Here is a 20,931-nt window from a genome sequence, read left to right as displayed (position 1 = left end):
GTAACGAAAGGAGTGGTCAGGTTGTTCAAAGCGGTAAAACCCGTGGTACAGGTCGCTTTGTTGATCGTCGGAATTGCCATGGTGTGCTTTGGCGTTATGCGTGGCGAGGCGGATGCCGTGCTGGCCAAAGCGATTAGGCTGTGCTTGGAGTGTATCGGAATTGGATAAAAGAGAAAACACTGCGTCGCATGTTTTGGCTCGATTTCGCGGATTCATTCAGGCGGCGGCGACGCTCGTCACCAATATCCACCTGCCAAACTTTGCCAAAGGCGGCATCTATCAGGGCGCGGGAAAAACAGTCTGCGTACCTGGACTTAATTGCTATTCGTGCCCAGCGGCATCGGGTGCGTGCCCCATCGGGTCGTTCCAGTCGGTGGTAGGTTCATCCAAGTTCAACTTTTCTTACTACGTCACCGGTACGCTCATTTTGCTCGGCGTGCTGCTGGGACGCTTTGTATGCGGCTTTCTGTGCCCGTTTGGCTGGCTGGAGGAGCTGCTTCATAAGATTCCCGGCAAAAAGTTCTCCACGAAAAAGCTCAAGTCGCTCACGTACATCAAGTACGTCGTGCTGCTGTTTGCCGTGGTGCTGCTGCCCGTCTTGGTGGTTAACGACGTGGGCATGGGCGACCCGTTCTTTTGTAAGTACATCTGTCCGCAGGGTGTGCTCGAGGGCGCCATTCCGCTGGCCATTGCCAATGCCGGCATTCGATCTGCGTTGGGACATCTCTTTACTTGGAAACTTGCCGTTCTCATTGCCGTGGTAGTGCTGAGCGTTTTGTTCTACCGCCCCTTCTGCAAATGGATTTGTCCACTCGGCGCATTCTATGCGCTCATGAATAGGGTGTCCCTACTGGGGATTCAGGTTGACGCGTGCAAATGCGTCTCGTGCGGCAAGTGCTCAAAGGTTTGTCAGATGGACGTTGATGTGGTCCGCGCGCCCAATCATGCCGAATGCATCCGGTGCGGAAAGTGCATCGGGGCCTGTCCTGTCGATGCCATCAGCTATCGCTATGGCCTGGGTGTGTCGGCGGAAAAGCTTCCCTTGACCGCCGATAAAAAGTAAACAAGCTTCGACAAAACGGAGGAATGACTATGAAGCTTTCTAAGATTGCGGCCCTGTTTATGGTGCCGGTATTGGCCTTGTGCCTTGTGGCATGTTCGGCGCCCGGTGGCAATGTGAGCGAATCTGCGAGCTCCGATCCTAAGATCGCAGAGCTCACTGCGCAGAAGCCGGCCAATGCCGACGAGGCCGCCGAGCTGTATGCGAAGCTCATGCAGAAGGAGAACGAGATCTTTTCGAGTGATAACGCGCTGTGGGAAAAGGTATTCAATGCGGCAAATAAAGACTCGGCAATGATTGAGGATGGCAGCAATTACGGCGATTTTCTGCTCAAGACCATCGACGGCGCCAAGGATGAGTTCACGGCGGATGAGCTCAAGACGCTCAAGGCCGGTGCACAGCAGATCAAGGAGATCGAGGACAAGCTCGAGAGCCTGGAGAAGGAGTTCCCCGGCTGTGGAAGCACGCCGAGTGCAGGCGAGAGCGTCGACGCTTCGACCGCTGGCATGACGGCTGGTGCCAATGCTTCGAGCGAGACGACGAAGTTCCCCAGCTTTACGGGCAAAGACCTGGATGGCAACGACGTGAGCAGCGACGAGCTGTTCTCTAAGAACAAAGTCACCGTCATGAACTTCTGGTTCACCACTTGCAAGCCATGCGTGGGCGAGCTGGGCGATCTTGAGAAACTGAATCAGGAGCTTGCCGAGAAGGGCGGCCAGGTCGTGGGCGTCAATTCCTTTACGCTCGATGGCAACAAGGGCGAGATTGCAGATGCCAAGGACGTGCTGAGCAAGAAGGGCGTGACGTATAAGAACATCTGGTTCAAGTCGGATAGCGATGCCGGTAAGTTTACGTCAAATTTGTTCTCGTTCCCGACAACGTATGTCATCGATCAGAATGGCAACATCGTAGGGGAGCCCATCGTGGGAGCCATCAGCTCCGCCGAGCAGCGCGCAGCGCTCAACAAACTTATCGACCAGGCGATTGCGAATAGCGAGCAGTAAAAAACACGTAAAGCATCGCGAGGATCGTGTGTCGCTGTGCGGAGTAGTCCGCTGCCTTTCAAGATAATCTCCACCATATAGAGGCCCCACTTGGGGCCTCTTTTTTGGGCGCCGTCCCGTTCGTTTTTTGGCGCGGTTCCCTACATTCCTCACTGGCGCCGGCAAAAAATGGGGATAGAGTAGGACAAACGCGTCGAATACGAACGGCGGGGGAGAGCGGGCAGGGTGCCTGCGCAGGAGAGGTTGCCGTCCATGTTGGAGCTCAAAGGAATTTGCAAAAGGTACGTTACGCAGTCGTTTACCCAGGTGGCGCTCGACAGCGTAAGCCTGTCTTTTCGGGATAACGAGTTCGTGGCCATTCTGGGCCCCTCGGGCTCGGGTAAAACCACGATGCTCAACGTTATCGGTGGACTTGATCATTTCGATTCCGGCGACCTGCTCATCGACGGCATCTCGACCAAGGACTTTCACGATCGCGATTGGGATGCCTATCGCAACAACCGCATCGGCTTTGTGTTCCAAAGCTATAACCTCATTCCGCATCAGACCATTTTGGAAAACGTGGAGTTGGCGCTCACGCTCACGGGCGTGGGGCATGCCGAGCGCCGCCAACGTGCGCGCGAGGCGTTGGAGAAAGTCGGCCTGGGCGAGCACGTTAACAAGCGCCCGAGCCAGCTTTCGGGCGGGCAGATGCAGCGCGTGGCCATCGCCCGTGCTCTGATCAATGATCCCGAGATTGTGCTGGCCGACGAGCCGACCGGCGCTTTGGATTCAACGACATCCGTACAGGTTATGGATTTGCTCAAAGACGTTGCGCGCGACCGCTTGGTTATCATGGTCACGCACAATCCCGAGCTGGCGTATCAGTACGCCACGCGTATCGTCAATCTGGCGGACGGCAAGATCACCGACGATTCCGACCCCTTTGATGCTGCCAAGGCCGCGCGTCGCGAGGCAAAGCCTACGCGCAAAACCTCGATGAGCTTTGTGACGGCGCTGGGGCTTTCTGCCCGAAACCTCATGACCAAGAAGGGCCGCACGGCCATGACTGCCTTTGCGGGTTCGATTGGCATTATCGGTATCGCGGCGATTCTGGCGCTGTCCAATGGCGTGAACAATTACATCAAAAAGGTCGAGGAGGACACGCTCTCGAGTTACCCGCTTACGATCTCCAAGCAGGACTATGACCTGTCGTCCATGATGGGCGGACAGGGGGCTGCGGATGATGGCTCGTCTGAAAGCGTGGATTCGTCTGACGACAGTGTCGGCGGCAAGGCTCAGGGAACCGATAAGATTCCTGTGGTCACGGCCGTAAAGGATATGTTTGCGAGCGTTAAGTCCAACGACATGACGAGCTTTAAGGCATGGCTCGATGCCGGTGGCGACGGCATCGATAAAGAGGTCAACGCCATTCAGTACGGCTACGGTGTATCGCCGGTTGTCTATCGTGCGGGTAAGGGCGACAAGAAGCCCGTTCGGCTTGTTCCCAACGCCATGACCGAGGCCATGAGCGGAGGCGCGAGCTCGGCGGCAACGGTGAGCATGGAATCCATGGGAACCTCGGTCTTTAACGAGATGATCGACGACCAGAGCCTGCTCGACAGCCAGTACGATGTCGTGGCGGGGCATTGGCCTATGTCTGCTAACGAAGCCGTGATGGTGCTTTCGAGTCGTGGCACGGTGGGCGATTACACGCTCTACAGCATCGGCGCGCTGGATATCGATGAGCTCAACGATCTGGTAAACAGCGCTATGACGGCTGACGGTGGGGTCGAAACGCCCGAGACCGGCACCGACTTTACCTACGACGATGCGCTGTCTACCACGTTTAAGGTGTTGTCGCCGGCCGATGCGTATCGCAAAAACGAAGAGACCGGCATGTGGACTGACATGTCTGACGATGCCGACTTTATGACGGCCAAGGTTGCCGCCGGTATTGACGCGCGCATTGTGGGCGTGGTGCGACCTAACGAGACGGCCAACGCGAGCGCATTGACCCCGGGCATTGCCTATACGCATGCACTGACTCGTCAGCTTATGGAACGCGCCGCAAATTCGCAGATTGTGCAGGAGCAACTTGCTCATCCCGAGACGGATGTCTTTACGGGCAAAACCTTCGACGAACTGCAAGGCGAGGCCAAACAAGGAGTGGATCTGGGCAGCATGTTCAGTGTGGACGAGGCGGCGCTCAAGGATGCGTTCTCGTTCGATACGTCTGCGCTCTCGGGCGCTACCGGCGGCATGGACCTTTCTGGTATCGACTTGTCCGGGCTGGACATTGACCTTTCGGGCGTTGGGAAGGACATCGACTTCAGCGACATCATGGCCAAAGCGCCAACCCCAGATTTTTCGGGCATCTTTGACGGTCTGGAACTTGCGCCCGAGCAAATGAAGCAGGTGGGAACACTAGCCAACCAGCTGTTTGAGGGCTTTTTGCGGTCTGATCAGTTTAAGGCGCTGACACCCGATGATCTTAAGGACGCGTCAAAGCTTGCCGCCGCGTTCTCGACGTATCTTGAGAGCGATACGGCAGCTCAGCAAATCCTGGCCCAGCTCAAAGTGCTCGGCGGCGATGCCCTGGCCGAACGCCTGCAACAGGCGATGACCGACTATGTGCAAAAGCAGCTGTCTCCGTATCTGCAGCAGGCTATGGATCAGGTGATGAAGTCGATCAGCGATCAGATTGCGGCGACGGTGTCAGCTCAGCTCAAGGCAGGCGCGGCAGGGCTCATGGACCAGATGGCGACGCAGATGTCTTCGAGTTTTGCCAACCTGGCGAGCGCCATGCACGTGGATGCGAGCGCCTTTGCGCGTGCCATCCACTTCAACATGGACGCCGAGGACCTGAGTTCGCTCATGATGAGCTACGCCAAGGCGTCGAAGCTCACCTACGATAACAATCTGACCACGCTGGGCTATGCGGATGAGGCAGACCCCATTTCGGTTAAGATTTTCCCGCGCGACTTTGAGGCCAAGGAGCGCGTGCTCGATCACATCGATGCGTACAACAAGCAGGTCAAAGCTGCCGGCCACGATGAACAGGCAATCTCGTACACCGACTATATGGGTATCATCATGGGTTCGGTGACCGACATCGTGAACACCATCAGCTTGGTGCTCATCGCGTTCGTGAGCATCAGCCTGGTGGTGAGCTCCATCATGATCGGCATCATCACGTACATCAGCGTACTGGAGCGCAAGAAGGAGATCGGCATCCTACGTGCGATCGGTGCGTCGAAGCGCAACGTGGCAAACGTGTTCAACGCCGAGACCTTTATCGAGGGCCTCATCGCCGGTGTCTTTGCCGTTGTCGTCGTGGTGCTCGTGAGCTTCCCGGTCAATGCATGGGCGCTTGCGGCCAAACAGGTCCCCAACCTGATGAGCCTGCCCGTGCAGGATGCGCTGGTGCTCATCGCGATTTCGGTGCTGCTAACGGTCGTCGCCGGTCTGCTACCGGCCCGCAGTGCATCCAAAAAAGACCCCGTAGAAGCCCTGCGCTCTGAATAATGCGACAAAGGGACAGTTCCTTTGTCACGTCCGTTGATATGAGAGAAGAGTAGATGATCCTTTCGTTGGCCCCTATGGAGGGGATTACCGGGCATGTGTTCCGCCGCGTGCATGCGGAGTGCTTCGGTGCGCTCGATTGCTATTACACGCCGTTTTTGCCGCCGCCGCGGGTGGGAAACCGCTTTGGCGGCAAGGCGTTTAAAGAGGTCGACCCTGTCAATAACCAGGGGCTCAACGTAGTGCCTCAGCTGATGTCCAAGAACGCGGACGAGTTTGTGTGGGCGGCGCAAGTGCTCGCCGACATGGGCTACCGCGAAGTCAATCTCAACCTGGGCTGCCCCTCGGGAACGGTTGTCGCCAAGGGCAAGGGCTCGGGTTTCTTGCGCAATCTCGACGAGCTCGAGGCGTTCTTAAGCGATGTGTGCGAGCGATCGCCGTTGCCGGTGTCGGTAAAGACCAGGCTGGGGCTGGAGGGTGACGACGAATACGAGCGCGTGCTCGATTTGTATTGCCGCATGCCGTTGGCAGAGCTGATCGTGCACCCGCGCGTGCAAAAGGACCGCTATACGGGATCGCCGCGCAAGGAGTTTTACGGCGAGACGCTGGAGCGTGCGCCGTTCCCCGTGGCCTATAACGGCGACATTTTCGATCTTGAGGATATGGACGCGCTGGTGGAGGCCTATCCCGGCACGCGCCATGTAATGCTGGGACGCGGCCTGCTCGCGAACCCCGCTCTGGCTCGTATGGTCAACGGCGGCCCTGCTGCCACGGCTGCTGAGCTGCAGCACTTCCACGACACGCTATTCGCGGCCTATGCAGAAGAGATTGGCGGTAACGCGGTCTTTCGCATGAAGGAGTGGTGGTTCTACGCCAAATGCGCCTTCGCCGATCCTGCTACCGTTCACAAGCTCGTACGCAAGACTAAAAAGATCGACGAATATCGCGCCGCCGTCGAGCGCGTCTTTCGCGAGCAGCCACTTGCACTCATAGCTCGCTTCCACGGCTAGTTGGTCGTTGGGGACGTTCTTTAACGACTAGTCATTTAAGAACGTCCCCAATGGCTGTGTTGCACTAGAGCAGATTCTCCTGCAGCCATGCGATGATGTCGCTCGATTCGTAGAGTGGTTTGCCGTCGATGAACAGGCAGGGAACCTGGCGTTTTCCGCCGACGGCGATGAGTGTCTGCTCGGCTTCGGTATCGGTCGAGATATTGCGCTCGGGGATGGTCACACCGTTATCGGCAAGGAATCGCTTGACTTTTATGCAATACGGGCAGCCGGTCATAACGTACAGCGAGAGCTCATGATTAGTAGCCATGGGTCTCCAATCGGTTGAGGTTTCGATTGAAATACCCAAAGCAGCCGCGGTCTATGCGCGCGTCAACGACGACTCGATGGCCTGGACCAGAAACGCCGTGGCTCCGGTGCCGCAGGGCTTGTCGTAGTAGTCAACAAAGCGCTGGTCGGCAAGATAGCCGTGGGCGAGGCCCAGGTATGCTTCGTCTTGGGGCTCGTGTCCCCAGTTAAGGGCAATCCATCGACGGTGCATTGCGACAAGTTTGTGGGCCTCGTTGCTCTCTGGGTCGCCAATGCCCATGGCAATCGAAAGCTGGCCCAGAACAGCGCGTTCAAGTTCCTTCATGTCGTTCCATGTCTCGGGGTCCATGTCCAGCAGCGCTTCATTTGCTGCATCGATAGCCTCATCGCCATAGCGCGCCCGCGCTTCGGCGCCGTAGCGCTCCTCGTTTTCCCGCACGGCGCGCCAGCGTTCCAGTTGCGGCAAGACGGCGCCCATGAGCGAGACGGCTTCGTCGAGTGACATGCCGGTGTTTTGTGCCAGGCGCGGGGCGCAATCCTCGATCATCGCCTCCATGGTGGTGGCGTAGGTGTACTTGCCGTGGTCGTAGCACCACTTGCAGTAATGGTCGGTCGTGGCGCCCGTGGCATCGGTGCCGCAGTCGTCGGGCGTGAGTATCATGCCGCAGCTCTGGCAATAATGCTCGGGCATTTCGAGCAGGTGGGACAGGGGCTCGCCGGTTACGGCGGCGATGAGCTTCATCATGTCGATGCCCGGTGTGACTTCGCCGCGCTCCCACCGGCTGACGGCTTGGCGTGTGACGAAAAGCCTGGCGGCGAGCTGCTCTTGGGTAAGGTGATGGGCGCGACGGACAGCGATGAGCTTTTCTGCAAAGGCCATAACGGCTCCTTTCTGCTGGTTGATGGCTTAAGCATACGCAGCTGCCGACTCTCTTCCAAGCAACCGTTGGTTGCACGACGGGGGACCGCGGCGAAAAAATGCGCGCAACGCCCCACACCTCCATACCGTACAATGACCGACATGGAACCTATTGCACACATACATACCGACCTGCCGCAGAAGTTCGGCATTCCGCGCAACAGCTTTTTGGCGCCTCATCTGCAGGGACGCATCGTTTTTGAGCCGGAATTTGCCTCCAACGCAGCGGTTGAGGGCCTGGACTCCTTCTCGCACCTATGGCTACTCTGGCGCTTCGAAAACGGAACGCCTGGCGGCACGGCTAAGGACATAGCTACCGATGCCAAGACACAGGACAGGTCCGGCACCAATGCCAAGTGGTCGAAGACCGTGCGCCCGCCGCGTCTGGGCGGAGCCGAGCGTGTGGGCGTCTTTGCCACGCGCAGTCCGTTTCGCCCTAATCCCATCGGGCTCACCTGCGTCAAGCTCGACCGCGTGGAGCTTACCGACGACGGCCCCATCATCCATGTGCTGGGGGCCGACCTGCGCGACGGCACGCCCATCTACGATATCAAGCCCTACATTCCGTTTGCAGACTGTCACCTGGATGCGACAGGCGGCTGGATTGAAGACGCGCCGTGGCAAAAGCTCGACGTAGAGTTCCCGCAGACGCTGCAGGATATGGTCCCGCCCGCAAAGCTCCCCGGCCTGGTCGAGGTCCTACGCCAAGACCCGCGCCGCGCAGGCAGTAAGCACGAGCCAAACCGCGTTTACCACTTGGCTTACGCCGGGCTCGACATATCGTTTACGGTCGACGGAACCCAGCTAACAGTAACCGCCGTCAACGACGCGCAAGACTAACCAGCCATCCGTCTGCACCCGTCAAATTAAGCGCCAAACCCCATGCCAAAATCGCCTACGCTGGTGGACATAACGCCTATCGAAACAGCCTACTTTGCACGGGAGCTCAGCATGAAATACGACTTTAGCTCGCTTATCGACCGCCACGGCATGGACTCCATTGCCGTTGACTCTTGGGGCGAGGTCCCCGGTATGGCCCCGAACGCACCCGACGAGGGCTTCGACCGCATTCCCATGTGGGTGGCCGACATGAACTTCGCCACGGTGCCCACGGTCCAGGAACACATCATTCAGCGTGCCCAGCACCCCATGTTTGGCTACTTCAATCCGCGTCCCGAGTACTTCGATCGCATCATCGAATGGCAGAGCCGCCGCAATGGCGTCGAGGGTCTGGCACCTGAGCACATCGGCTACGAAAACGGCGTGCTGGGCGGTATCGTGTCGACGCTGCGCGCGTATGTCCAGCCGGGCGATGCGGTGCTGGTCCACAGCCCCACCTACATCGGCTTTACCAAGTCCATCGAAGCCGTGGGCTATCGCATTGTCCACAGCCCGCTTAAGCTCGACGACCAGGGCGTGTGGCGCATGGACTTTGAGGACATGGAGCACAAGCTCACCCAAAACCTCATTCATGCCGCGGTGTTCTGCTCGCCGCACAATCCCTGCGGCCGCGTATGGGAGCGCGATGAGATCGAGCGCGCCATGGACATCTATCGCCAGCACGATTGCGTGGTGATCTCGGACGAGATTTGGTCCGATATCATCCTGCCGGGACACAAGCATATCCCGACGCAGTCGGTGAGCGAGGATGCCCGCATGCGCACGGTTGCCCTCTATGCGCCGAGCAAGACGTTCAACCTGGCGGGTCTGGTCGGCAGCTACCACATTATCTACAACGAGACGCTGCGCGACCGCATGTGCGCCGTGTCCAACAAGACCCACTACAACGAAATGAATGTCCTCTCCATGCATGCGCTTATCGGTGCCTACCAGCCGCAGGGCTACGAGTGGGTGGACGAGCTCAACCAGGTGCTTGCCGGCAATATCGAGTACTTCTGCACGTATGCAGAAAAACATTGGAAGGGCGTCGCGTTTTCGCGTCCGCAGGGCACGTACATGGTGTTTCTGGACTGCACCGAGTGGTGTCGCGAGCATGGCCGTGATATTCAGTGGCTGCTCGACGAGGGCGCCCGCGTGGGCGTGGGGTATCAGGATGGCCGTCCGTTCCACGGGCCCTGCCACATTCGCGTGAATCTGGCGCTGCCGCTTTCGCGCGTGAGGGAAGCGTGCGACCGCCTGGACCGCTACGTTTTTAATGCACGGTAAGTGTGCGCTGCATGCGGGGCCTTCTGCCAAGTCGGCTAGAAGGCCCCGCATGGTAGAACGTCTGTAACCATTGGGCACTCGAGTGGTTTCGTTTGCTATTATCTTTAACCATTTCAGTCTGTAAACAGGATCGTCTGGAGCTCGATGAAAAGACCCCGTCGCTCGGTTGCCATTTCGTTGTTTGTTGCGCTTGCAGTGGCGAGCGCCTTTGTCGTAGCGATAGCTGGCTGCTCCGGGTCGAATGACGAGGCATCGACGTCTGCATCAAAAGGCCTGGAGGCCTCGCAGGTCCAGGACGACAATCTTAAGACGCTCAACGTTGGCAGCGACCTCTATCCACCGTTTGTGTATACCGATGAGTACGGCGATATCGTTGGCCTGGATGTCGAGATACTAACCGAGGCTTTGGCCCGCATTGGTTACAAGCCAAAGTACCAGCTGATCGATTGGGAAAAGAAGGAAGAGCTGCTGGCGAGCGGCGAGCTCGATTGCGTCATGGGCAGCTTTAGCATGACGGGTCGCGAAAACGAGTATCGTTGGGCCGGCCCGTACCTTGCGAGCCGCCAGGTGGTCGCGGTCGATCCCCAGAGCGATATCTACACGCTTGCCGATCTTGAGGATAAGGTCGTGGCGGTCCAGTCCACCACCAAGCCCGAGGACATTTTGCTCAATCGTACAAATGAAAACGTTCCGCAGATCAAAGAGCTCTACTGCTTTTCGGACCGTTCATGCCTGAACCCGGCACTCGTCGAGGGTCTGGTCGACGCCATCGCCGCGCATGAGTCCTCGCTGCTCACCTACGAAAAAGACTATGGTGTGACGTATCGTATTCTGGATGAGCCGCTGCTAGAGGTCGGTTTGGGTACCGCTTTCGATATCAACGATACGCGCGGCATCGACGTTAAGCTCACTCATGCCTACCAGGAAATGCTTGCCGATGGCACCATGGAACGTCTGGTGTCAAAGTACTTTGATGACCCTTCGCCATTTTTGAATATGGAGGGCCTGTCATGATCGATGCGCCCGACCACGCCGCTCAGGAGCGGGGCAATCGTTCGGCAGGGGTATGGCTCCTTGTCGCTCTGCTGGGGATAGCGCTCTCGGTTGTTGCCGGCATGATGAGCTACGGTTACGCGACGGCCCAAGCCGAGCAGCGCTTTGCCGACGTTGTCGATTACGTGGCGACGCAGAGCCTTTCCTACGATGCATTCAATAGCGCCTATACGACCAAAAACCTGATTCGCGTTATGGAGATCGCCGGAGAGACGGCGCGCGATATGGAGCGCGACGGTTCGGTGGATAACGCCATGTTGGAGCAATATGCTGACCAGTTCAACGTGAGTGCACTGATCGTGATGGACGCATCAGGCAATTTGGTGTCCGAGTCCTCGACGGATGGCGTGGGCTACGAGTCGCTCGCTACGTATCTCAAGGAAGCACCCGTGCTGGAGGTGGCAGCCCATCCGCTTAAGTCCTATACCGCCCGCATTACGCTTTCGGATGATTCGGTCGCAGACATTGGCTGCGTAACCCGGCGGGATGACGAGGGTATCGTTGTCGCGGTAAGGCATCAGAGCGCGAAGGCAGTTGCAAGCAATACGCTCAAACTGCAGAGCCTGCTCGGTGGTTATGAGACCATCGACAGCGGCAATATCGTGATCGAAAGCGACGGCAAGGTCGTTGCGACCAATGCCGTTGAACCCACCATATTGGGCGTGTTCAATCTGCCTGCGACGGATGTCTTCATTGTCGACGGTATAAAGGATCGATGCCCGGCTGGTAAGGTCAGATTGGTTAACGCCAATGGCGAGTGGTATTTGGGCACATTTGGAAAAGCGCGCGGGTTCTACGTGTACACCTATGCCTCGGCACGGCGCTACTTTGAGGTCGTCGCAGCTGTTGCTGCCGGCGTGCTGGTGCTCTACAGCGGTGTTATAGCCGTTGTTGTGATGGCGCGTCGCCGCGCTGACCGTCGACGTTTGACGGACTTGCTGCAGCAGGAGCGCGACTATGGCGACAAGCTGGCAAAGGCGGCGCGTGAGGCCTCGTCTGCCAACTCGGCAAAGACGGAGTTTTTGCGCCGCATGAGCCATGATCTGCGCACGCCCATCAACGGCATTCGCGGTATGGTCGAGGTCGGCGATGCCAATGCGGACGATCTGCAAAAGCAGACCGAGTGCCGCTCAAAAATCTGGACAGCATCGGGACTACTGCTCGACCTTGCCAACGAGGCACTCGATATGAGTCGCCTGGAGAGCGGGCAGGTCGACCTGGAGCTTGTTCCCACAAACTTGGCGACCCTCAACCACGAGGTGCGCGATATTCTTGAGCGCCAGGCCGAGGAGCGTCTGGTGACAATTATCTGCGACCAGCAGACGCTTGATCATCCCTATGCACGGGTGAGCGTGACGCACCTCAAGCGCTTGTTGCTCAATATTGCCGGCAATGCCGTCAAGTACAACCGCCAGGGCGGCTATGTTCGCCTGGTGTGCCGCGAGGTGGAGCCGGCGGATGGCGTCCTCGTCTATGAATACACGATCGCCGACAACGGTATTGGCATGAGCGAGGAGTTCCAACAGCACCTCTACGAGCCGTTTTGCCGCGAGGAGCAACAGGTGGAAGGCGCTTCATCGGGAACTGGCCTGGGCGCGCCTATCGCAAAACAGTTGGTCGAGCTTATGGGCGGAACCATGAGCTTTACGAGCGTCTTGGGGCAGGGGACGACGTTTACCATCCGCCTGCCGTTCGAGAAATGCAAGCGCTCCGAGATTCCTCAGGCAGTGCGCGCGGATGCGGGAGACGGCGATGCGCTCCAGGGCTTGCGCGTTTTGCTCGTAGAGGATAACGATCTGAATGCCGAGATCGCGCAGTTTACGCTCGGCCATGCCGGTGCCGTCGTGACGCATGCTAAGGATGGCGAGTCTGCCGTTGAGGCGTTTGCCGCGAGCGCGCCGCACGAGTACGACGTGGTGTTGATGGACATCATGATGCCCGGTATCGATGGCCTTGAGGCCACGCGTCGAATTCGAGCACTCAATCGCGAGGATGCCGCGACCACGCCGATTATCGCCGTGAGTGCCAACGCCTTTGCCGACGACCGCAGGCTTTCGCGTGAGGCGGGCATGGATGCGCACCTGAGTAAACCCGTGAGCTCGCAGGAGCTCGTTGAGGCGCTTGCGCACATAGCTGCCGACGCTTCATAGCACTATGGCCCGGTTCCAAGGTGGGTTGGAACCGGGCCATATTGTTATTGATGAGGCCTGCTTTTGAGGCTTACTTTTCCTGAATCTGCTTGCCGCAAAGATGCTCAATCGTAATCTCGTAGAGCTGGACGCCCTTGATGTCTTTGGCGATTTCCTCTTCGACTTCTTCGGCAGAAGGGTAGTACTTAAGGGCGAGCTGGCGGACTTTGTCCTCGATAAACGCGGGGGTGTCATTCGCCAGGCGACAGCGGCCAAAGACCACGGTGCTCATAACGTAGGGAGCCCAGTCACCGTCCTTGTAACACTCGTTGCCGTAAACGGTAAAGCAGACCTTGTCATCGCGCTTGAGTGCATCGACCTTGTGGCCGGCCTTGGCGCCATGGAAATAAATCTTGTCGTTCTCGGTGTCAAAGAAGTAGTTGACGGGAATGGCGTACGGGTAGCCGTCGTCGCCGTTGACGGCAAAGACGCCGCGCTTGCAGGTAGCGAGCAGCTCGCGCGCTTCCTCGTCAGTGATGGCGCGTTTCTTTCGACGTAAGGGCCTAAACATCGTTGGCTTCCTTTCTGGTCGTGCGTGGTGGTTGAGCACAAACTATAGCGAAACGGATCCGTTTTTCTTGATGCGGGCGAGTATGTTTTTGAGCTTGTTAAAGTCGAGCGGTTTGGACAGATGGGCGTTCATGCCGGCGTCGTGTGCCGCCTGGGCGTCCTCGGCAAAGGCGTTGGCGGTGAGCGCGATGATGGGGATATCGGCTGCATCGACCTTCTCGCTCAGACGAATCGCGCGGGTTGCCTCGTAGCCGTCCATGTCCGGCATCATAATATCCATCAGGATCGCATCGAAGCTGCCGGCGGGACGGCCAACGTATAGGTCGACCGCTTCGTTGCCATCGGCGGCGCGAGTTACGACAATGCCTTCGCTTTCGAGCAGCGCCTGGGCAATCTCGGCATTGAGCTCGTTATCTTCTGCCAAAAGAACGTTCATGCCGGCAAGCGAGCAGCTGTCTGCTTGCTCGTCCGCGCGTTCTCTTGCCTGAGGGTCTTTGTCGATATCGAGCGGAATCTGGACGTTGAACGTACTTCCCACGCCAACCTCACTCGAAATCTCAATCGTGCCGCCCATCAGTTCAATAAGCGACTTGACGATTGGCATGCCCATGCCGGTTCCTTGGAACTTGCTGCGCGCATCGTCACCTTCTTGGGCAAACGGCTCATAGATATGCTTTAAAAACTCGGGAGCCATGCCAATGCCGGTATCCGAAACGCTAAAGCAAAAGAGCGCGCGCCCGTTATCGAGTGGCTTGGTCTTTGAGCTAAAGGTGACGGAGCCGCCGTGCTTGTTGTACTTAATGCTGTTGTCCAACAGGTTGATCATAATCTGTCGGATATGGGTGGGACTGCCGATCATGTATGGCCCCGTGGCGTACGGCAGACTATTGTCCTGCATTGTGATGCCGTTACTGGACGCGCGGAGCTTGCACAGCACCAGCGTATCGTCACAGAGCTCTTTGAGGTTAAAAGGCGCATGCTCCAGTGTTAGCTTGCGGTCTTCGATTTTGCCCATCTCGAGGATGTCGTTGATCAGCGAGAGCAGGTGATTGGCGGCAACGCGCGCCTTGGCACGGCTCTCGCGGGCGACTTGCATATCGCCTTCCTTCAATTCCTCGATCTCGATAAGGCCCAGGATACCGTTGAGCGGCGTACGGATGTCGTGGCTCATGCGCGTGAGGAATGCCGTCTTAGCGGCGTTGGCAGCATCGGCTTTTTTGCGCTCGGTTCGAGCGCGCACGAGCGCCCAGATGAGCAGGACGATGCCGACCGACAACATACCGATGAGGGTAGCTGCAATGGCGGTGCGGTTGCGATAAAGGAATTGAAGCGTGTTGGATTCCTGGGCCGTGTACGACGTGGAGGAGAAATTGCTTGCGGAGAGCGATTCTCCGGCATTGATGATGCCCTTGTTGATGATTCCCAACAGCTCGGGTTTTCCGCGCGAAATCCAGCACGAGATCTCACAGGTGTCAGGGAGCTCGGTCGTCTCGCAGTCCTCGAGATCGTAACGGTCACCGATGGTTTTTACGCGTGAACTGGGAGCGACGATGCAGTGCACCGTTCCCTTCCTGAGGGCGTCGAACGCTTCATCGTCGGATTGGTATTCGGTTACGGTCGCTGTGGGGAACAGACTTTCAAGTGCATTTTTGTTGACAAACGATGATTTGGTACAGGCGATGTTCTGAAGGTCTTTGTTCAGGTTGCTGCCGGTGTGGATGGCGGTGAGGGATATGGTCCCCAACGATATCGACTGCACAACGCCTGTTTGCTCGGCAAACCAGTAATCTCGGTATACCGGCAGCGCAACGTCTATGCTTCCCTTTGACAGGGCCTTTGACATCATCTTGTAGCTATCAAAGGCGACGGTTTTGACCGTAATGCCAAATTTATCGTGTAGCGTCGTCGCAAGCGATGCGAGCGAGCCTTCCATTTCGCCGTCTTCGTCCTCGTTGCAGTAGGGGAGTTTGCCCGTAATGTAGCCGAGCGTGATGGTGTTGTTGTTCGCCTTGAGCCAGGAACGTTCGGGGCCGTTGAGCGATGATGAGCCGCTGTTTTGGGTCGAGTAGTGAGATTTTACTTCGTCGTTATAGCGTGGGTTGACGCGGGCGATTGCCGTCATGGCAGCATTGATGTCGTCCATCAGGTCGGGGCGGCTTTTGGGAACGGCAAAGTAGTAGTCGTTCGAACCAATGTAGAACATGGGGGAGGCATTGGGCGACGAGATTGTGTCGTTCATGATGACGGCATCGACTTCGTCGTTTGCGAGCGCGTCAAAGAGGTCGGATCCTCCGTCATACTCCTTGTATGTGCAGGCGATTCCTTCGCTGGCGAGCCATTGCTGGCCAACGAAGGTTTGCATGACGTCGGGGTTGCAACCGATAGTGAGACCCTGGAGTGCTTGAGGGTCACCCTTTGCAAGGTCGTCACGGTCGGGCCTGGCGTAGATGTAGTAGCGCTCGGTGCCCTCGGGGTTCGAGGAAAAGAGCAGCTTTTGGGCACGTTCCTCGGAGTAGGAGATGTTGGGCATGAGGTCGATCTCGCCTGCCTCGAGCATGTCCATAAGCTCGGTGAAGGTGCCGGAGACGTATTCGTACCGCCAGCCGGACGTGTAGTACGACAGGGTCTGGAGGTACTCGTAACCCCATCCCGAGAGACGCTCGCCGGGGGTGCCGTCTTGGAAGCCCTCGTTGCTGACGAGCCAACCAACGCGGACCGTCTTGACTTGCTGACTAGAGTCATCGGCAAAAGCCTGGACAGGCGCGATAGGACTCAGCACGGCAAGCGCGGCAAGCACAATGGCCAGGGCGCGATATATAACTGAACGAAGGACAGTGGCAGCTCTCACGTGCAATCCTAACGAATTGAGACATTACCGCATAAGGATACCAGCTCAGCCTGCCCAGTCGGCAGCTGTACCGCTAAACGTTCCCGCCCGGCAGTTGGGGACAGTCCCTTTCTGCCGGCACAAAAGGAACGTCCCTAACTGCCGGTTGTGGGACAATACCGAGCGAACGTGATTGGGCGTCTGAGAAAAGGGGTCTCGATGAACAGGTTGAGGACGCTTGCCGATGTGCTGCGACAGGCTGGCTTTGCACGCATCACAGGCCTGTTTCTTATCTTTTACCTGCTGTGCTCGACGGCCGTCTGGCTGTCCGAGCCCACGACCCTCACCTTTGGCGATGGCCTGTGGTTTAGCTTTGAGACGGTCTCGACGATCGGCTTTGGCGATATCCCCGCCGAAACGCCGGTTGCCCGCGGCATTACCGTTATCCTAAGCGTCATCAGTATCTTCTACATCGCCATGCTCACGGGCGTGGCGGTGAACTACTGCAATACGCTCATCAAACTGCGCCAAAAGGACACCATGGCGCGCTTTATGGACGATCTTGAGCATTTGGAAGAACTCGACCGCGATGAGCTCGCCGATTTGTCGCGCCGCGTGCGCGAGTACCGTCGCCGGCAACGATAGAACGGGTGCCGCGCGTCACGACGAGGGGGATTGCATATGAACATCACGGTGTACCTGGGCGCGAGCGTCGGCAACGACCCGGCGTTTCTGCCTGCAGTGCGAGAGCTCGGCACGTGGATTGGCACCAACGGCCACGCGCTGGTATACGGCGGGTCCAAGTCGGGCCTGATGGGCGCGCTCGCCGATAGCGTGCTCGATGCTGGCGGACATGTGACGGGTGTGGAGCCGAGCTTTTTTATCGAGGCCGAGTTTCAACATGACGGTATCGACGACCTTATCGTGACGAGCGATATGGCCGAGCGCAAGGCCAAGATGATTGAGCTCGGCGATGCGTTCATCGCCTTTCCCGGTGGGACGGGCACGCTCGAGGAGATTGCCGAGGTCATGTCTGCGGTGTCGTTGGGGCACCTGAGCTCTCCGTGCATCCTGTATAACCTGGACGGTTACTACAACGACCTCAAGGCGCTGCTCGGGCACATGATCGATAAGGGCTTATCGAGCCCGCAGCGCCAGCAAGGCATTTACTTTGCCGACGATTTGCGCGAGATTGCCTCGATTATCAACGGATAAGTCTTGAGCCTGCCCCACAATGGCTCCCAATGGTGCCGTTTGCAGCGCAGACGGTTGGCTCGTTCGGGCAACGCTCGCTCTACAATAAAACGTAATTATGTCGACTTTGACCGCGGGAGGACCCGATGGATAACCTTGTCAAACCCACAAACCGCGCGCTGTTTTTAGTTAGCGTTGCCGTGACCGGTGCGTTCGCAGGTGCCGCGGTCTGGCTGTTCTTTTTTGCGATGGAGCACGGCATCGACTGTCTATGGACCGAGATTCCGCACGCGCTGGGCGTCGCTTCGCCCGAGCTTGCCAGTGGCCCGTTTGGCTTTTTGCCGTACCCGTTTTTTGTGTGCCTGCTGGGCGGCTTGTTGATCGGTCTGTACGAAAAGATGACAGGCACCAAGACCGATGACCTCAACCAGGTGATGGCTAAGGTTAAGCAAGACGGGCGCTACCCGTACGACAACCTGGGCAAGCTTTCGCTCGCGGCGCTGCTGCCGTTGCTGTTTGGCGGAAGTATTGGACCGGAGGCTGGCCTGACCGGCGTTATCGCTGGTCTGTGCAGCTGGGTCGGCGACCGCATGCGTCGCTTTGGCGCCGAGTTTAGGGAGCTTACGCTGCTGGGCACCCAGGCTGCCCTGACGGCGCTCTTTACCGCGCCCGTCTTTGGTTTTGTGGCACCGCTTGCCGGTAGCGCCGACGGCCAGGGCGAAGACGCCGACGATGAGTCCGCGTCCGGCGAGATCACCATCAAGCTGCCCAAGGTGCAAAAGACGGTGGTCTACGGCATTGCGATTGCCGGCGGTCTGGGTACCTACCTGCTGCTTGGCCAGCTTGTGGGCGGCGGCATGGGCATGCCCAGGTTCGAGTCCGCCGAGGTGGGCAACCTGGAGCTTACCTGGCTCGTCCCTCTGTCGCTGATCGGAACAATCTGCGGCTGGCTGTACTTTGTCTCTGAGCACGCGAGCGAAGCGCTTGCCCATGCAATAGGGGCGCGCCCTGTCGTCAAAGCCATGCTGGCCGGTCTGGCGCTCGCCATCTGCGGCACGGTCCTGCCCTACACCATGTTTGCCGGCGAGACCCAGGCCGACGTGCTCATGGAAACCTATCTGACCATTCCCGCCGGCGTGCTTATTTTGACCGGTCTGGTCAAGGCCATGCTGACCCCCGCCCTCATCAACTTGGGCTGGCGCGGCGGTCATTTCTTCCCGGTTATCTTCTCGGGCGTAAGCTTGGGCTATGGCCTTGCTATCCTCACCGGCACAGATCCGGTCTTTTGCGTTGCCGTCTGCACGGCATCGACGATGGGCGCCGTCATGCGCCAGCCGGTCATGGTCGTGGGCCTGCTGCTCATGTGCTTCCCACTCAAGGGTATCGTCTGCATGATCATCGCGGCTGTCATCGCCGCCGGTATCCCGCTACCCAAGCCGCTGCGCAAGTAGCGCGGTTAATCGCGAGTCAACTCCAGAGGGGTACGAGATGATCCTGTACTTTAGCGCGACGGGGAACAGCGAACATGTGGCGCGTCGCATTGCGGCGGCGACAGACGACAAGGTTGTGTCGATTGAGCGTTTTGATGTCGAAGCCCTTCGCCTTGTTGCGACGGAAGGCCCCTGCCAGCTGGGATTTGTTGCTCCGGTGTATGCCTGGGGTCTGCCGACACCGATGATCGAGTTTTTGAAGACTGCCGACCTGTCGATTGCTGCCGGTGCAAAGGGCGGCGAGCGCCCCTATACGTTCTATGTTTCGACGTACGGTTCGACGACCGGCCAATCTGCCAAGTTTGCCCGCGACCTGCTGCACGAGCGTGGGCTCGAGTTAGATGCGGCGATGAGCGTCAAGATGCCCGATACCTGGACGCCTGTTTTCGACCTGTCTGACCCTCAAAAGGCTGAGGGTATCAATAGAGCTGCCGAGGCGCAGATTGATGCCGTGATCGAGGCGGTGCGGGCACGCCGCACGGGCAACATGATGCGCCATCGCGTGCCTCTGTTTGCATCGTGCGCGTATCACGCAATTGGGCTGCCGCGCATACAACAGACGAGCAAGTTTGCCGTCGATGCCGATCGCTGCATCGGCTGCGGCCTGTGTGCCAAGCGCTGCCCCATGGCGGCGATTGAGATGCGCGACGGCCTTCCCGTCTGGACAAAGCCGGAGTGCGCAGCCTGCCTTCGTTGCCTGCACCGTTGTCCCAAATTTGCCATCTCGCACGGTAAGCGCACGGCATCCCACGGTCAGTACAGGCATCCCAAGCCAGGTGTGAGGATGTAGCGGCTGCTGGCCGCGCTACTTCCAAACCGCGAGCGCCGCAGTGCCCAGTACGATGAGGGCGAGACCGATGGCGCTGCGCCGCGAGACCTTTTCGTTGAATGCCAAGTGCGCAAATAGTACCGATACGACAATCGATAGTTTGTCGATCTGCACCACGACGCTCACCTGGCCTGCGGCGATGGCATAGTAATAGAGCAGCCACGATGCTCCGGTCGCGATGCCCGATGCCGCGAGAAATACGAGCTCGTAGCGGTCTACGTGCACGGCTTGGCCCATCTTGCCTTTAGCTGCCACGATTGCCCATGCCATAACCAGTACCACGCAGGTGCGGATTGCCGTGGCCAGGTTTGACTCGACGCCTTCGATGCCGATCTTAGCGAGGACGGAGGTGAGTGCTGCGAACATGGCGGCGCCGAGGGCGTAAGCGAGCCAGGTCCGGTCTTGCTGCTGCTCGGGTCCGGCGGATTGCTGCTTCTCGGTCATTAAAAACGTGCCGAGGGTAATGACGGCGGTTCCCACGAGCTTAACCGCAAGGTTGCTCGTCTCGCCAAAAAGCACGATGGCGATCAGCGCGGCGAGCACGGTGCTCATCTTGTCGACCGGTACGACCTTATTGACGTCTCCGATGCTCAACGCCTTAAAGTAACAGATCCACGAAGCGCCGGTAGCGAGTCCCGAGAGGACGAGAAAGAGCCAGGATCTGGGTTCGATGCTGCCAATGGTTCCAATGGATCCAGAAATGCCCGCCATTGCCCAGGCGAAAACGAGCACCACGCAGGTGCGAATGGCCGTCGCGACATCGGAGTCGGTCTGCTTGATGCCGCATTTGGCCAAGATGGATGTGATGCCGGCAAAGAATGCTGACGCAAATGCTGCGACGACCCACGACACGGGTTGAGCGCCTCC

18 protein-coding genes are annotated in these 20,931 nt (G+C 58.3%); 13 read left to right on the top strand and 5 right to left on the bottom strand.

The features are described from left to right. Positions 1-78: 78 nt before the first annotated feature. The 5 genes from ABCN01_RS09515 to ABCN01_RS01740 all read left to right on the top strand — a co-directional run bounded on the left by ABCN01_RS09515 (position 79) and on the right by ABCN01_RS01740 (position 6,578). Positions 79-168, top strand: a complete 90-nt coding sequence (locus ABCN01_RS09515; protein WP_022094046.1) for a CD1871A family CXXC motif-containing protein — start codon at positions 79-81, stop codon at positions 166-168. Beyond that, positions 161-1,063, top strand: coding sequence for a 4Fe-4S binding protein (locus ABCN01_RS01755; protein ID WP_342995679.1), 903 nt, complete (start codon positions 161-163; stop codon positions 1,061-1,063). Before ABCN01_RS09515 ends, ABCN01_RS01755 begins: the two co-directional genes overlap by 8 nt. Positions 1,064-1,092: 29 nt before the next feature. After that, positions 1,093-2,064: a TlpA family protein disulfide reductase gene (locus tag ABCN01_RS01750; RefSeq protein WP_342995678.1), complete on the top strand. Its 972-nt coding sequence runs from the start codon at positions 1,093-1,095 to the stop codon at positions 2,062-2,064. A 252-nt stretch (positions 2,065-2,316) separates the two neighbouring features. Beyond that, positions 2,317-5,571: an ABC transporter ATP-binding protein/permease gene (locus ABCN01_RS01745; protein ID WP_342995677.1), complete on the top strand. Its 3,255-nt coding sequence runs from the start codon at positions 2,317-2,319 to the stop codon at positions 5,569-5,571. 53 nt (positions 5,572-5,624) lie between these two features. Then, entirely contained in the window at positions 5,625-6,578 is a 954-nt protein-coding gene (locus ABCN01_RS01740) for a tRNA dihydrouridine synthase (RefSeq protein ID WP_342995676.1), read from the top strand. Positions 6,579-6,642: 64 nt separating this feature from the next. Here the strand turns inward: ABCN01_RS01740 and ABCN01_RS01735 are convergent, their stop codons facing one another. Next, entirely contained in the window at positions 6,643-6,888 is a 246-nt protein-coding gene (locus ABCN01_RS01735; RefSeq protein WP_342995675.1) for a glutaredoxin family protein, read from the bottom strand. A 51-nt stretch (positions 6,889-6,939) separates the two neighbouring features. Further along, entirely contained in the window at positions 6,940-7,767 is an 828-nt protein-coding gene (locus tag ABCN01_RS01730; RefSeq protein WP_342995674.1) for a TipAS antibiotic-recognition domain-containing protein, read from the bottom strand. Between the two features lie 141 nt (positions 7,768-7,908). On the opposite strand from ABCN01_RS01730, the gene ABCN01_RS01725 reads away from it, so the two are divergent. The 4 genes from ABCN01_RS01725 (at position 7,909) to ABCN01_RS01710 (ending at position 13,175) form a co-directional block, all read left to right on the top strand. Continuing rightward, positions 7,909-8,646, top strand: a complete 738-nt coding sequence (locus ABCN01_RS01725) for a tRNA (N6-threonylcarbamoyladenosine(37)-N6)-methyltransferase TrmO (RefSeq protein ID WP_342995673.1) — start codon at positions 7,909-7,911, stop codon at positions 8,644-8,646. A gap of 111 nt (positions 8,647-8,757) precedes the next feature. Continuing rightward, positions 8,758-9,972 (top strand): MalY/PatB family protein, encoded by a 1,215-nt coding sequence (locus ABCN01_RS01720; protein WP_342995672.1) that lies wholly within the window; start codon positions 8,758-8,760, stop codon positions 9,970-9,972. Positions 9,973-10,116: 144 nt separating this feature from the next. Continuing rightward, positions 10,117-10,986: a substrate-binding periplasmic protein gene (locus ABCN01_RS01715; protein WP_343014160.1), complete on the top strand. Its 870-nt coding sequence runs from the start codon at positions 10,117-10,119 to the stop codon at positions 10,984-10,986. After that, the gene (locus tag ABCN01_RS01710; protein WP_342995670.1) at positions 10,983-13,175 is read left to right on the top strand and encodes a hybrid sensor histidine kinase/response regulator; all 2,193 of its coding nucleotides are present in this window, start codon (positions 10,983-10,985) and stop codon (positions 13,173-13,175) included. Before ABCN01_RS01715 ends, ABCN01_RS01710 begins: the two co-directional genes overlap by 4 nt. Positions 13,176-13,245: 70 nt before the next feature. Here the strand turns inward: ABCN01_RS01710 and ABCN01_RS01705 are convergent, their stop codons facing one another. Both ABCN01_RS01705 and ABCN01_RS01700 read right to left on the bottom strand, forming a co-directional pair. Next, positions 13,246-13,725 (bottom strand): pyridoxamine 5'-phosphate oxidase family protein, encoded by a 480-nt coding sequence (locus ABCN01_RS01705; RefSeq protein WP_342995669.1) that lies wholly within the window; start codon positions 13,723-13,725, stop codon positions 13,246-13,248. Positions 13,726-13,767: 42 nt separating this feature from the next. Further along, entirely contained in the window at positions 13,768-16,572 is a 2,805-nt protein-coding gene (locus ABCN01_RS01700; RefSeq protein WP_342995668.1) for an ATP-binding protein, read from the bottom strand. 198 nt (positions 16,573-16,770) lie between these two features. Between ABCN01_RS01700 and ABCN01_RS01695 the strand changes: the two genes are divergently transcribed. From ABCN01_RS01695 to ABCN01_RS01680, 4 genes are all read left to right on the top strand, one after another. Then, entirely contained in the window at positions 16,771-17,196 is a 426-nt protein-coding gene (locus tag ABCN01_RS01695) for a potassium channel family protein (RefSeq protein WP_225093282.1), read from the top strand. Positions 17,197-17,232: 36 nt separating this feature from the next. Further along, complete coding sequence (locus ABCN01_RS01690) at positions 17,233-17,766, top strand: LOG family protein (RefSeq protein ID WP_342995667.1); 534 nt, start codon at positions 17,233-17,235, stop codon at positions 17,764-17,766. A 125-nt stretch (positions 17,767-17,891) separates the two neighbouring features. Beyond that, complete coding sequence (locus tag ABCN01_RS01685; RefSeq protein ID WP_342995666.1) at positions 17,892-19,196, top strand: chloride channel protein; 1,305 nt, start codon at positions 17,892-17,894, stop codon at positions 19,194-19,196. A gap of 37 nt (positions 19,197-19,233) precedes the next feature. Continuing rightward, a complete protein-coding gene (locus ABCN01_RS01680) occupies positions 19,234-20,025 on the top strand; it encodes an EFR1 family ferrodoxin (RefSeq protein ID WP_342995665.1) in 792 nt (263 codons plus the stop codon). Positions 20,026-20,040: 15 nt separating this feature from the next. Here the strand turns inward: ABCN01_RS01680 and ABCN01_RS01675 are convergent, their stop codons facing one another. Continuing rightward, entirely contained in the window at positions 20,041-20,916 is an 876-nt protein-coding gene (locus tag ABCN01_RS01675; protein ID WP_342995664.1) for an EamA family transporter, read from the bottom strand. Positions 20,917-20,931: the final 15 nt, after the last annotated feature.

Origin of the sequence: Collinsella aerofaciens (assembly GCF_039062365.1) — a bacterium.
Lineage (GTDB): Bacteria > Actinomycetota > Coriobacteriia > Coriobacteriales > Coriobacteriaceae > Collinsella.
The sequence above is the reverse complement of the archived record's forward strand: the minus strand, read 5'-3'. Positions and strand labels throughout refer to the sequence as shown.

What these genes read in the sequence shown, in the direction of transcription:
- ABCN01_RS01695 (WP_225093282.1), top strand. Translation starts at nt 16,771, where the DNA reads ATGAACAGGTTGAGGACGCTTGCCGATGTGCTGCGACAGGCTGGCTTT.
- ABCN01_RS01730 (WP_342995674.1), bottom strand. Translation starts at nt 7,767, where the DNA reads ATGGCCTTTGCAGAAAAGCTCATCGCTGTCCGTCGCGCCCATCACCTT.
- ABCN01_RS01710 (WP_342995670.1), top strand. Translation starts at nt 10,983, where the DNA reads ATGATCGATGCGCCCGACCACGCCGCTCAGGAGCGGGGCAATCGTTCG.
- ABCN01_RS01685 (WP_342995666.1), top strand. Translation starts at nt 17,892, where the DNA reads ATGGATAACCTTGTCAAACCCACAAACCGCGCGCTGTTTTTAGTTAGC.
- ABCN01_RS01725 (WP_342995673.1), top strand. Translation starts at nt 7,909, where the DNA reads ATGGAACCTATTGCACACATACATACCGACCTGCCGCAGAAGTTCGGC.
- ABCN01_RS01735 (WP_342995675.1), bottom strand. Translation starts at nt 6,888, where the DNA reads ATGGCTACTAATCATGAGCTCTCGCTGTACGTTATGACCGGCTGCCCG.
- ABCN01_RS01745 (WP_342995677.1), top strand. Translation starts at nt 2,317, where the DNA reads ATGTTGGAGCTCAAAGGAATTTGCAAAAGGTACGTTACGCAGTCGTTT.
- ABCN01_RS01680 (WP_342995665.1), top strand. Translation starts at nt 19,234, where the DNA reads ATGATCCTGTACTTTAGCGCGACGGGGAACAGCGAACATGTGGCGCGT.
- ABCN01_RS01720 (WP_342995672.1), top strand. Translation starts at nt 8,758, where the DNA reads ATGAAATACGACTTTAGCTCGCTTATCGACCGCCACGGCATGGACTCC.
- ABCN01_RS01705 (WP_342995669.1), bottom strand. Translation starts at nt 13,725, where the DNA reads ATGTTTAGGCCCTTACGTCGAAAGAAACGCGCCATCACTGACGAGGAA.
- ABCN01_RS01690 (WP_342995667.1), top strand. Translation starts at nt 17,233, where the DNA reads ATGAACATCACGGTGTACCTGGGCGCGAGCGTCGGCAACGACCCGGCG.
- ABCN01_RS09515 (WP_022094046.1), top strand. Translation starts at nt 79, where the DNA reads ATGGTGTGCTTTGGCGTTATGCGTGGCGAGGCGGATGCCGTGCTGGCC.
- ABCN01_RS01750 (WP_342995678.1), top strand. Translation starts at nt 1,093, where the DNA reads ATGAAGCTTTCTAAGATTGCGGCCCTGTTTATGGTGCCGGTATTGGCC.
- ABCN01_RS01715 (WP_343014160.1), top strand. Translation starts at nt 10,117, where the DNA reads ATGAAAAGACCCCGTCGCTCGGTTGCCATTTCGTTGTTTGTTGCGCTT.
- ABCN01_RS01740 (WP_342995676.1), top strand. Translation starts at nt 5,625, where the DNA reads ATGATCCTTTCGTTGGCCCCTATGGAGGGGATTACCGGGCATGTGTTC.